The following is an 11,581-nucleotide window of genomic DNA, read 5'->3' as shown; positions in this document are numbered from 1 at the left end:
ATGAACGACAACAGCCAAACCCTGCCCTGCGTCATGATACCGATGAGCGAGAAACAATTGCTGCTGCCCAACGTGTCGATTGCGGAAGTGGTGGACTTCGCCAGCTCCGACCCCGCCGCGCATTCGCCGGAGTGGCTGGTGGGCGAGCTTGATTGGCGAGGCCTGAATCTGCCGGTGATCTCCTACGATGCCGCGAATGGCGGCAAGCTGACCGTGCCCGGTGGCAGTCGGGGCCGAATCGTCATCCTGAACACCATCGGTGATCACCATAACTCGGTCCCCTTTATGGCATTGGTCACCCAGGGCATCCCCAGCCAGACGCGTCTGACCGAAGATCAGTTGAAGAAGATTGACGGCGACACCGGCCCTGCCGACCTGATGGCGGTTGAAGTTGAAGGCGAAACCGCCTTTATTCCCGACCTCGGCTACCTGGAGTCGTTGGCACTGGAAGCCTCCCGCTAGCGCCTACCGGAAATCAGCACACCTATCATACGTGGCACTGTTTTTTGCTAATGTTATAATATTGCAAATTCCACAGGACAGTGCCCATGTCACCCAGCGCTCTTCCCTATCGACCGCACAATCATGACGCCTGTGTCGCCCAGGCTCTGACAGAGGCCCGAACCATCTGTCAGCAGCACAATGCCCGCCTGACACCCACCCGAGAGCGAGTGTTGGAACTGATCTGGCAATCCCACAAGCCACTTGGCGCCTACGATGTGCTTGCCGTGCTGGCCGCGGATGGTCACAACGCCGCACCTCCCACGGTGTATCGCGCACTGGATTTTCTGCAGCAGCACGGGCTTGTTCACCGGATTGCGTCACTGAACGCATTCGTCGGCTGCACTCACCCGGGTAAAAACCACCAAGGGTTGTTCCTGATCTGCCGTTGTTGCGGCAACGTTCTGGAACTGACGGCGCCCGGCGTGTCCGATGCCGTCAAGAACGCCGCGGCGGACGAGGCTTTCCAGCCGGACAATATGACCATCGAAGTATCCGGCACTTGCCCCGGCTGCGCATCGGACACTGCCCATGACTGATACATTGGTAGAACTACACCAACTTACCGTCAACTTTGATGACCGCCCCGTGGTGGACCATGTAGACCTGCGGGTCCAGCGTGGGGATATCATCACCATTATCGGCCCTAATGGCGCCGGAAAGACCACACTGATCAAGGCGATACTGGGTATCCAGCCAGTTTCGGACGGCACCCTGACCATCGCCCCCAGGCTCACCATTGGTTACGTGCCTCAGCACCTGACACTGGAAACCACACTGCCACTCAGCGTAAGGCGGTTCATGCTGCTCAGTGGCCGGTCACACCAGGAGTGCGTGGAGGCACTGACCAAGACCGGTGTGGAACACCTGATCAACGCCTCGGTCCATCGATTGTCCGGAGGCGAAAAGCAGCGGTTGCTTCTCGCGAGGGCACTGGCTCGCAGGCCGGACCTGCTGGTTCTGGACGAGCCGGCCCAGGGCGTGGACATCAATGGCCAGGCCGCGCTCTATGAGCTGATCCGTAGCCTGCGGGACGAACTGAACTGCGGCGTGATCATGATCTCCCATGATCTGCACCTGGTCATGGCCGCCACCGACAAAGTTATCTGCCTGAACCAGCACATATGCTGCAGCGGGTATCCGGCAGATATTTCTCACGATCCCGCCTTTATCGAAACCTTCGGTCGTCCGGTGGCGGAAAGCCTCGCGGTATATCATCACCACCACAACCACAGCCACGATCTGCATGGCGATGTGGTTTCCGCCGACCACGACGACCACGCGGAGTGTTCCCATGCCCATCATTGATGCCGTGCTCGGCGACTTTTTCTGGCGGGCGCTGATGGGTGGTCTCGGTGTAGCCTTGATCGCCGGGCCGCTGGGCTGCTTCGTGGTGTGGCGGCGGATGGCCTATTTCGGTGACACACTAGCGCACTCGGCGCTGCTGGGCATCGCCCTGAGTTTTTTGATCAGTGTTCCACTCAATGTGGGCGTTATCGTGACCTGCGTGGTCCTGGCGATTGCCCTTGTGCTGTTTTCCCGCAGCAAGACCCTGGCCACCGATACCCTGCTGGGCATCCTTGCTCATAGTGCCCTGGCCATCGGCCTGGTCACGCTCAGCTTCATGCCCGACATTCGCGTGGATCTGACCGGCTTGTTGTTCGGGGACCTGCTGGCCATGAGCCGAAACGACCTGTTGTGGATATACGGCGGTGCCGTCCTGATTCTGGTGTTATTGACGGTGCTCTGGCGCGGACTGTTGATGAGCACCATTCACGAGGAACTGGCGCGGGTTGAGGGCATACCGGTTGAACGTCTTCGGCTGGTGCTGATGCTGATGTTTTCCATCGTGATAGCGGTGGCCATGAAGATAGTCGGAGTACTGCTGATTACCGCACTACTGATCATTCCGGCTGCCACCGCCAGACGATTGGCAGGCAACCCCGAACATATGGTTGTCCTGGCCATCCTGTTCGGTTTTATCGCCGTCAGTGGTGGGCTTACGATGTCCTGGCACCTGGACACACCTGCTGGCCCTTCAGTGGTGGTGACGGGGTTCGCCGTATTCCTGCTGGTGTACGGTTCGGCACGGCAGGTCCAGAGATGAAGTAGAGGATTCCAGAGTAAAGTTTTCCAGGGCGCGAGCAGTGGTCTAAAGTATAGGAACAGGAAGTTCCCCACACGTTCGCCACCGGTTATGGATCAACCTATGGAAAGCCCCCGATTGACAGGGACAGGACACGTTATTGCGTTGCCACACCTGTGGGCGCCCCTGCTGGTATTGTTCGCCGGCCTTGTTGTTACCGGCCTGACGGCGCAGGCGCTCGAAGAGCAATCGCGTTCACTCGCCGAGCAGGTATACCACAAGCAGCACAACACACTTGTCGCCCGCTTACGAGGGTATGACGAGCTTCCACCGCTATACCCGGATGGCGTTTCGTCAACCAGGACCATCAACCACACTACCCCGGCTGAGCTTTGGCTCACAACCGTATTCAAGGATTCGGTGCCCGGCACGCTCAATTTACGCGTGGATACTCTGGATAGACATACCAAAACCCCGCTGTTCCAGGCTACCCGCGCGGAAAACCCGGACCGTTCCCGATCCCTGCGCTCCGAAATCGCAATCGGAGAGCATCGATGGCTGGTGACGACGCTGCCGGATTCCAAGTTCCTGGCGCAACCCGCTCACCGTTCGTTCCGCTTCATCTGGCTCGCAGGGCTGGTGATCACGGTGCTGGCAACGGTGGTGGTGGTTTTCCTGTGCCTCCGCATCCGCCGGTGGCAAAGTCACTACCGGAACGCCGACAAAGCATCCCGCGGGTACGAATTGCAACTGAACAACATGCAGGTGGAAAAATCGATCCTGCGACAGGCACTGAACGACAGCGAACAACGCAGCCGGGACCTGGTCGCCCTTTCCGGCGCTACGATCTGCGAACTGGACGAACAGGCACTGACCGGGTACATCTCACCCCAGGTGGTGGACCTTCTGAAGAAGGCACCTGCGGACCTCGCCGGAACCCCATTCGAGCAATTGGTTGACCCCGCCTATCTGGAGAACTTCCTCAGGGCACTGAAGGCGTCCCGCCAGGAGCGGCAAATACAGCGTATCGACCTGAAGTTGCTTGATGCCGACGCTCGCCAAGTACCTGTTACACTGCGCGTACTGGCACTTCAGGATACGCTACACGGTTTCAGCGGTTACCGGCTAAGCCTCCAGCCTGGCATTCAGGCATCCTGATCCAGGGTTTTGTGGGTACCATCACACAAGGGCGGGTTGCCGGTGTGCTTGCACCCGCAGAACCAGACCCATTCTTGCTTTTCGGCCGTGTATTTAACCGGAGTAAACCCTGTTCCCTTGTGGGAGCCGTCGCAGAATGGCTGGCTGTTACTGCGGCCACAGGCGCACCAGAAGTAGTTCTTGCCGCCCTCGACCAGCACTGAACACGGCGTGGTTCTGGGAATTTTCGGCTTCTCATCAGTCATTGGTCAGCCCCTGCTTTATTCTTTTGTATCCAAGGGCAGTATAGTCAAAGTGGAGCTTATTGCCTGCGCTCAGCGCTTCCCATCCAAAGGCCGCATGACATCCTTCAGACGGCCGGATTCCACCAATTCCATAAACTCATCGCCCAACCGGTCGCTTTCGGCAATCGCCTTGCGCCAGGCGCGCTCGCGGCCAGCATCGTCTCCAATGTAGCGCTCGAAGTCCTTCCTGTCTGGCAGTTTCCTGTTTGGCAGAGATTCCAGATACTCCGGGGACGGTGACACCAACAGCACATCCTGCAGTCGGGTGGCATCGCCGCGACGCCAGGGCAGGGTTTTATCGAACCAACCTGGAACCACCTTATCAGTGAAGTGGGGATAGAGGATCACCCCGGGCTGTTCGTACGGCAGGTCAAGATGGTAATCCAGCAGGCCGCCGTCCCGATATAACCCATCAGGGGCGCCGGGAATATTACGGACGCCAGACATCACCAAGGGTATGGACGCAGACGCGAGCAGCGCTGGCATCAGGTTATCGCGGCTCAACGGCACCTCATGGCTGGGGAAATCCACCAGCTTGGCCAGGGGCGCTTTCACTCGCGCATCATGGATGATGCCCCGCTCCATAAACCGACCCAGATGTCGGCGGCTGACCATGTTGGCACTAATGGCGTTCATAAGGCCAAGGCTGAGGCGCCCTTTGGTATCGTGTACCAGCATGCCGCGACTGCGAACCACGACAACATTCAGGCGGTACCAGGGATGATTGAGAATATGGTTCTCATGACCCGCCAGCAGTTCTTCCAGGAACAACACACTCTTGCGGCTGACTTCCGCCATACTGACGCCTTTAGCGAAGCGCTGGGACGTATAGAGGTCCGCCAGCCGGGCCAGTTGCGCTTTAGGGTCGTCCGTCGAGGCCACCGCTGCAAATCGCCAACTGCCAATGGAAGAGCCAATCAGCGAGCGTTCCTGTGGCGCGCTGGGCAGAAAGTCCCCAAAGATGGCTTTATCCAGGCCGGAAATGCCCAACGCCTTGGGACCACCCGCAGCACCCGGGATGACGTGCACGTCGCCCGCCGCAAACGGTTGCTCCCGCAACCGCTCAAAAGCACGGCGACCGGCGCGGACGGTCAATGCGGGAGAACGGGTGTGTACTGCGCTCATAACGGCTCCTTGTTCCGAGCCCGCCAGTTTAGCGAACTGGGGGCCCGGCAGCCAGAGCGCGAGCGGCGCGCACTGAAAGGTGCAAATCCAACTACCTTCCCAGGAAGGCCGTGCTAGACTTTGAAAAAGCCCGGATCAAGGACTGCGGGCCCAACACAAACAGCAGGAGTGTGCTGTGAATCCTCTTGCCACTACAAACAACCTGGCCACCAATCCCACCCTTGCAGTGCTCGGCTTCAAACGTCAAATCGTATATCACCTGCATTTCTGGGCTTTTATTGCCGTCGCTCCACTGGTGATGGTGCAGTGGCAAAAGGGCAATGTTCTGTTGGCACTACTTCTGGTTCTGTTCTGTCTGAATGCGGTGGCCGTTATCGCTTTCCTTCGGTTCCGCAGCATCTATTTTCTCCAGGGGCGCCTGTTCCCAACGTTGGCGGTGGTCTGCGCGGTGTACTCCACCCTGATCAATGGCCACGCCGGGCTCTACTGGGCTTACCCCGCCGCTGCCGCACTGTTTTTCCTGCTTCCGTTGAAGGAAGCCACCGCCAGTAATATCGTGTTTGTAGTCAGTATGTCCGTCGTGTCTTTTATCAAGTTTCCGGAAGCGGATTTCTGGCGTATTACCTTTTCCCTCGGCCTGACCTGTCTGTTCGTGATGATCTTCGCCTGGCTAGTGGGCCGCCTGCAGGTCGAACTGACGCGCCTCGCCACCACCGATCCCCTGACTGGCTGTTTCAATCGTTCGCAATTGGCGGACATCCTCAATGGACAGATCCAGATGCGTGAACGGTATGAACGAGTGTCCAGTCTCATATTGCTGGACCTGGATTACTTCAAGATGATCAACGATCGTTGGGGCCATCTGGCCGGTGACAAGGTTTTGCAGGAGCTGACACAGCGGATCAGCAGGCGACTGAGAGAGAGCGACCGCCTGTTCCGTATTGGCGGAGAGGAATTCATGCTGGTGTTACCGGAAACCCGTCAGAAGGACGCTGACAAAGTCGCGCGGGAATTGCTGACGAGCATCAGTGCACGCCCATTCGTGGAAGGCATACAGATCACGGCCAGCGCGAGTGTGGCGGAAGTGGGCAAGGGTGAAACCTGGTCAGTCTGGTTGAACCGCGCGGATCAGGCACTATACGAAGCCAAAGCGAGAGGCCGCAACCAAGTGGTCAGCGCCGCCCGGAGGCTGCACGAAGGCCCTCCAGAGGACACTGACCACACGACGTTGGCCACCGACCTGTAACCACTGCAGGGTTACGCCTGCTGCTTGCAGAAGTCCCGCCACGCCCGATATACCTCGCCGGCCGTTTCAAAATGTGGATAGTGACCGACATTGCGGAGGCTCACCACATCTGCGTTCGGCACCATCTCCCGGTAACGCCTGGCCATGGCGGAACCGGACACCGGGTCCGCAATTCCTGAGATCAGCCTCATTGGCTGTTCTGCTTGCTGCAGGGCACCCACCCAGCGATTACGATGGCAACGGCGCTCTTCCATGAAATGGATCAGATTGTGCAGAATTCCCCGGCCATTGTTGTAGGTCAACAGGTACCAGAAATCATCCATATCTTTTCGCGACGGCGGGTTTTCCGGGCCGAACAGGCGTCGGAAGTTGCGTTCGAAGGTACGACGGGTGAGCCCGCGACTGATCAGGCCACCGAGAGGGCTGCCCAGGAGTTTCTGGATCAAAAGCGGGCTGTGAACTTCCGGAAACAGGGCCCCGTTAAGAAAGCCGACCCGGGCGATGGTGAAAGGCAAAAGCCCTTCCTGATCTCTGGCCAGCAGTTCCTGGGCCACACTGCAGCCATAATCGTGGGCGAACAGGCTAACGTTCTTCAGTCCCAGGCCGGCGATCCAACCTTCGAACATGTCAGCCTGATCTTCGATGCTGTAGTCGTAAAGTGCCGGCTTATCGGAAAAGCCGAAGCCCAGCATGTCGAGGGTGAATAAGGTGTGATGTTGCACCAGCATCGGCCACAGCCGGCTCCAGTCCCAGCTGGCCGTCGGAAAGCCATGCAGTAGTACCACGGGATCACCCTGGCCCGCCATTCTGCTGAAGATAGCGTGGCCGCCGTAGGAAAACCACTTACCTTCCTGTTGCCACCATTCCAGTGTCGCAGTCCCTGCGCCGGGGGCGGCACCCCGAACTCCCGGTATTACCTGTTCCATTGCGGTTTCCTGAAACCAGCTTGAAATTGAAACTTTAAATCAAACCAACCGCCCTCGCCAGATCTGGTCCGACAATTTGCGAACCAGAGCGTTCCGGGGTGGTCTTTTCACCCTGCGCAGTCGTAAGTCTGGAGGGCGTGAGAAAATTCCCTTAAGCTTTCGCCCTGAACTGACTCATTTAACCGGAAGCGACTATGACCAACAAGCTCGACGACCTGGCCAGCCATTTTCAGCAGATCATTGCAGGCCTGGGCGAAAACCCTGATCGCGAGGGACTTCAGGACACACCCATACGGGCAGCCAAGGCCATGCAGTTCCTGACACAGGGTTACAAGCAAAGCCTGGATACGTTGGTCAACAACGCGGTTTTCGAGTCCGCCATGGACGAAATGGTCGTGATTCAGGACATCGAGCTGTACAGCATGTGCGAGCATCACATGTTGCCGTTCATCGGAAAATGTCACATTGCCTACCTGCCCAATGGCAAGGTACTGGGCCTGTCCAAATTTGCCCGTATCGTCGACATGTACGCTCGCCGGTTGCAGATTCAGGAAAACCTGACCCGCGAGATCGCCGAGGCTATCGAGACGGTGACCGGCGCCAAGGGCGTGGCCGTGGTTATTGAAGCCCAACACATGTGCATGATGATGCGTGGCGTTGAAAAGCAGAACTCCCGCATGAAAACCTCAATGATGCTGGGCCAGTTCCGCAAGTCACAAGCCACGCGGACTGAGTTCCTGACGCTGATTCGGGATCGCTGAACATCCATTGTTGACCAGGAGACCAGATGACTGCAGTGACCGGAAATCACCAGGCAACCGTACGCATCAAGGATTTGCTACTGCGCGCGTATATCGGCATCAAGGAAGAAGAAATCAATAACCAGCAGGATGTTCTGATTAACGTCTGCCTGACCTACGATGCCGCGGCAGCCATCAACGAGAATGACATCCGCGCGGCACTGAACTACCGCACCATTACCAAGCAGATCATCGGCCACGTGGACGGCAACCGTTTTGCACTGCTGGAACGGCTGACCCACGAGGTGCTCAGTATTGTCATGGAGCACGAAGCGGTTCATTGGGCGGCGGTGGAAATCGACAAACCCCATGCGCTACGCTATGCCGAATCGGTGTCCGTTCGCCTTGAGGCGCACCGGGATTCCTGAAGAGTTGATATCGCATGCCCCAAAACAGCCCTCAACAATTGCGCGAAATTCTGGAAACCGTCCACACGATTGCGCTCGTGGGCGCCAGTGACAAACCCCACCGCCCCAGCCATGAAGTAATGGCCTACTTGCAGGGGCGTGGCTACCGGGTGATCCCTGTAAACCCGCGACTGGCTGGCAAGACGCTGTTAGGCGAAACCGTGTACGCCGATCTTGCGTCTGTTCCCGGGCCGGTCGACATGGCCGACCTGTTCCTCGCACCAAACCATACCGACCCGGTTATCGATACCGCCATCGAAAAGGGCATTCCGGTTATCTGGATGCAGATTGGTGTTATTAACGAAGACGGGGCTCGCAGAGCGGAGAATGCCGGGATGACGGTGGTCATGGACCGATGCCCCAAGCAGGAAATCCCCCGCCTGTTCTGAAGACAACACTTCTGCCATAATCGGGTCTGACAATCACAAGACTGGCAGAGCCATGTGGTTCCGACGTAAAACCAGCACACCCTCGCCATCGAACAGGGCAACGACCCGAACCTGCAGGATGCACCCCCGCCCGGTTATCCGGGAGTGCGTGGAAATCATCAAGGCCAACGCCAGTGCGATGTTTTGGATGAGCCGCATCAAGCACCGAGACGCCTATACCGCTGTACACTGCCTGCGGGAGTCGATTAACCCTCCGTTGCCGGATGGTGCTTTCGGAATTTCACGGACGGAAAGGGTTCCGCAATTGATAACAGATCATCGCGTTTATCCCTCATAATCGGGTGTATACGGCCGTTATGTTAGTCAGTTACCTCATCAACCGGAGCATTTTGTGGACAAATCTGCATCAGCGCTAACCCTGTTCGTGAGGGGACTGCTGAATCCGGCATTTCCAGCACTGATTTTTCTGGTGTTCCTGGGAATCGCCCTGGTTTTGCAGTACGGCATCGAAAAGCAGGACCACACTCGAATCCAGTCCAACCTCGGCAGCGAGGCCAGTTCCATGGCAAAGCGGCTGGAGCGGGAATTCGGCGTTCACGCCAACTCCATCAGCCGTATGGCGAAACGTTTTGAAGCCTTGCCGGACACGCCAAATGAGATCTGGGCACAGGACGCCCGCCAATATCTGTCGGATTTTGGTGTCTACCAGGCGATCGAGTGGATTGACCGTGATTATGTCATCCGCTGGATGGTACCGGTCGAAGGTAACAAAGACGCCATTGGTTTCAATGTGGCCTTCTCTCCGGAACGACGGGCATCACTGCTTGAGGCACAGACCACCGGGAACCTCGATATCTCCGGCATTGTGAACCTGAAACAGGGCGGCAAGGGTATGGTCATCTACGCGCCCATATTCACAGGTGAGGCCAACAACGGCTTTATCGCGGGCGTGTTCCGGATGGAGACCCTGGCCAACCACATGCTTTCCAACCGAGCCCTGACTTCCTTCCACATCGAAATCAGGGAAAAAGGCGAACCCGCCTACGAGCTTAATGGTTCAATGGAGACCGACTTCAGTTTCTCCCGTACTCTGGATGTTGACCTGCCAACACTCGACTGGACACTGGTGGTAACACCTTCCAGTTCGTGGGTTGAGGAACAACGCAGCCGCTGGCCATTTGTGACCTTTATTATCATGCTGTTCATGGGCCTGCTGACCAGCCTTACTGCACTTCTGGTGCAGCTGACTCTCAAGCGCAACCGGGCACTACTGAAAACCCGCCAGGAGCTGGATGCGGAAATCAGCCAACGCCAGGCTGTGCAAAAGGATCTTGCTCGCCTGGAAACCACAGACGCCCTGACCGGTCTGGCCAACCGCCGTTTTTTCATGGAAGACCTGGCGCACACGCTAAGCATCGCCGACCGTCAGATGCGCCAGGTAGCACTGGTAATGATCGACCTGGACCGTTTCCAGATGCTTAACGATTCTCTCGGCCATCAATTCGGCGACGAATTGCTCATCAAAGTCGCTGAGCGTTTGAATGCCCTCAGCGACGAGAAAGTCATGGTGGCTTATTCCGGTGGCGACGAGTTCATGGTGTGCCAACAGCATGTTGAAAACATTGACGATGTAATCAATCTTCTGGGCCAGATCAAGCAGTGCTTTGAAGAACCCTTTGCGGTGCAGAGCGAGGAACACGGCATTACCGCAACCATGGGTGTGGCTGTCTATCCCCAGAGCGGCCTGGATGCCGATACCCTGCTGCGCAATGCCGATGTGGCGCTCTACCGGGCCAAGGAACAGGGCCGCAACACCTACCAGTTTTACACCGAAGGCATGCAGGACCGGGAAGTCATGCGCCTGGAATTGGACAAGGACCTGAGCCACGCGCTGGCCAACGACGAGTTCGTGCTCTATTTCCAGCCCCAACTGGATCTAAACGAATCGTCGATCAACAGCGTAGAGGCTCTGATTCGCTGGCAGCATCCTCGCCGTGGCCTGTTGCCGCCGGTGGACTTTATTCCCCTGGCGGAGGAAAGCGGTCGTATTACCGACATCGGCCGCTGGGTGATAATGGCCGCCTGCCGGCAACTGGCGAAATGGCAAAAAGGTCCTTACTCACATCTGCGCATCGCGGTAAACCTCTCGGGCCGTGAACTGGATGACGAAAGCATTGTCGACCATATTCAGGAAGCGTTGGAAAACAACGGTGTTCCCGCGAGCCGGCTGGAAGTGGAGCTGACAGAAGAGATCTTCATCCAGAATATCGAGCACAACCTGAATCAGTTGACCAAGCTGCACAAGCTGGGCGTGCACCTGGCTATTGACGACTTTGGCGTGGGTTACTCGTCGCTGGGTTACCTGAGGGATTTCCCCGTAGATCTGCTGAAGATCGACCGTTCCTTCATTACCGAGGTTACCGAGCGCCACGACGACGCGGTGATTACTCGAGCGGTGATCAATCTTGCCCACAACCTGGGTATCCAGGTTGTGGCGGAGGGCGTGGAAACCCATGAGCAACTGACTTTCCTCAAAAATCACCGCTGTGATGTGATTCAGGGTTACCTGATTAGCCGCCCGATTCCGGCAGGCGAACTGGAACGGGCGCTGAGCGCCGGCTTGCTGGATATCGACACGCCGGTTGGTAGCTGATTGAAA

Annotated in this window: 14 protein-coding genes; 10 read left to right on the top strand and 4 right to left on the bottom strand. The window is 57.4% G+C overall.

The window, feature by feature from the left end; genetic code table 11:
* The 5 genes from AC13D2_RS20330 to AC13D2_RS20310 all read left to right on the top strand — a co-directional run bounded on the left by AC13D2_RS20330 (window position 1) and on the right by AC13D2_RS20310 (window position 3,745).
* Window positions 1–462, top strand: coding sequence for a chemotaxis protein CheW (locus AC13D2_RS20330; protein ID WP_482939083.1), 462 nt, complete (start codon window positions 1–3; stop codon window positions 460–462).
* A gap of 86 nt (window positions 463–548) precedes the next feature.
* A complete protein-coding gene (locus AC13D2_RS20325; protein ID WP_482939082.1) occupies window positions 549–1,040 on the top strand; it encodes a Fur family transcriptional regulator in 492 nt (163 codons plus the stop codon).
* Window positions 1,033–1,809 (top strand): zinc ABC transporter ATP-binding protein ZnuC, encoded by a 777-nt coding sequence (gene znuC, locus AC13D2_RS20320; protein WP_041332995.1) that lies wholly within the window; start codon window positions 1,033–1,035, stop codon window positions 1,807–1,809. The genes AC13D2_RS20325 and znuC overlap by 8 nt, the downstream gene beginning before the upstream one ends.
* Window positions 1,796–2,608: an iron chelate uptake ABC transporter family permease subunit gene (locus tag AC13D2_RS20315; RefSeq protein ID WP_482939081.1), complete on the top strand. Its 813-nt coding sequence runs from the start codon at window positions 1,796–1,798 to the stop codon at window positions 2,606–2,608. Before znuC ends, AC13D2_RS20315 begins: the two co-directional genes overlap by 14 nt.
* A 102-nt stretch (window positions 2,609–2,710) precedes the next feature.
* Window positions 2,711–3,745, top strand: coding sequence for a PAS domain-containing protein (locus AC13D2_RS20310; protein ID WP_292049520.1), 1,035 nt, complete (start codon window positions 2,711–2,713; stop codon window positions 3,743–3,745).
* Here the strand turns inward: AC13D2_RS20310 and AC13D2_RS20305 are convergent.
* Window positions 3,733–3,990 carry a CDGSH iron-sulfur domain-containing protein gene (locus AC13D2_RS20305; protein WP_292049522.1) on the bottom strand — a complete coding sequence of 86 codons (258 nt, stop codon included), beginning with the start codon at window positions 3,988–3,990 and terminating at the stop codon, window positions 3,733–3,735. The genes AC13D2_RS20310 and AC13D2_RS20305 overlap by 13 nt on opposite strands.
* Window positions 3,991–4,059: 69 nt before the next feature.
* The gene (locus AC13D2_RS20300; RefSeq protein ID WP_482939080.1) at window positions 4,060–5,154 is read right to left on the bottom strand and encodes a patatin-like phospholipase family protein; all 1,095 of its coding nucleotides are present in this window, start codon (window positions 5,152–5,154) and stop codon (window positions 4,060–4,062) included.
* A 175-nt stretch (window positions 5,155–5,329) separates the two neighbouring features.
* On the opposite strand from AC13D2_RS20300, the gene AC13D2_RS20295 reads away from it, so the two are divergent.
* On the top strand, window positions 5,330–6,400 hold the full coding sequence (locus AC13D2_RS20295; protein ID WP_482939079.1) for a GGDEF domain-containing protein: 1,071 nt from the start codon (window positions 5,330–5,332) through the stop codon (window positions 6,398–6,400).
* Between the two features lie 11 nt (window positions 6,401–6,411).
* Here AC13D2_RS20295 and AC13D2_RS20290 read toward each other — a convergent pair whose 3' ends face one another.
* A complete protein-coding gene (locus AC13D2_RS20290; RefSeq protein ID WP_300493880.1) occupies window positions 6,412–7,326 on the bottom strand; it encodes an alpha/beta fold hydrolase in 915 nt (304 codons plus the stop codon).
* A 194-nt stretch (window positions 7,327–7,520) separates the two neighbouring features.
* On the opposite strand from AC13D2_RS20290, the gene folE reads away from it, so the two are divergent.
* From folE to AC13D2_RS20275, 3 genes are read left to right on the top strand one after another with little or no spacing between them, the layout of a single operon-like run.
* Window positions 7,521–8,087, top strand: coding sequence for a GTP cyclohydrolase I FolE (gene folE / locus AC13D2_RS20285; protein ID WP_482939078.1), 567 nt, complete (start codon window positions 7,521–7,523; stop codon window positions 8,085–8,087).
* Between the two features lie 26 nt (window positions 8,088–8,113).
* On the top strand, window positions 8,114–8,494 hold the full coding sequence (gene folX / locus AC13D2_RS20280; protein WP_036211420.1) for a dihydroneopterin triphosphate 2'-epimerase: 381 nt from the start codon (window positions 8,114–8,116) through the stop codon (window positions 8,492–8,494).
* A gap of 14 nt (window positions 8,495–8,508) precedes the next feature.
* Complete coding sequence (locus tag AC13D2_RS20275) at window positions 8,509–8,922, top strand: CoA-binding protein (protein ID WP_292049529.1); 414 nt, start codon at window positions 8,509–8,511, stop codon at window positions 8,920–8,922.
* Between the two features lie 33 nt (window positions 8,923–8,955).
* On the opposite strand, the gene AC13D2_RS20270 is transcribed toward AC13D2_RS20275, so the two are convergent.
* On the bottom strand, window positions 8,956–9,120 hold the full coding sequence (locus AC13D2_RS20270) for a hypothetical protein (protein WP_292049530.1): 165 nt from the start codon (window positions 9,118–9,120) through the stop codon (window positions 8,956–8,958).
* Window positions 9,121–9,313: 193 nt separating this feature from the next.
* On the opposite strand from AC13D2_RS20270, the gene AC13D2_RS20265 reads away from it, so the two are divergent.
* Window positions 9,314–11,575, top strand: a complete 2,262-nt coding sequence (locus tag AC13D2_RS20265; RefSeq protein WP_482939077.1) for a bifunctional diguanylate cyclase/phosphodiesterase — start codon at window positions 9,314–9,316, stop codon at window positions 11,573–11,575.
* The last annotated feature ends 6 nt before the right edge of the window (window positions 11,576–11,581 follow it).

The organism is Marinobacter sp. B-12 (assembly GCF_056857915.1).
The sequence above is the reverse complement of the archived record's forward strand: the minus strand, read 5'-3'. Positions and strand labels throughout refer to the sequence as shown.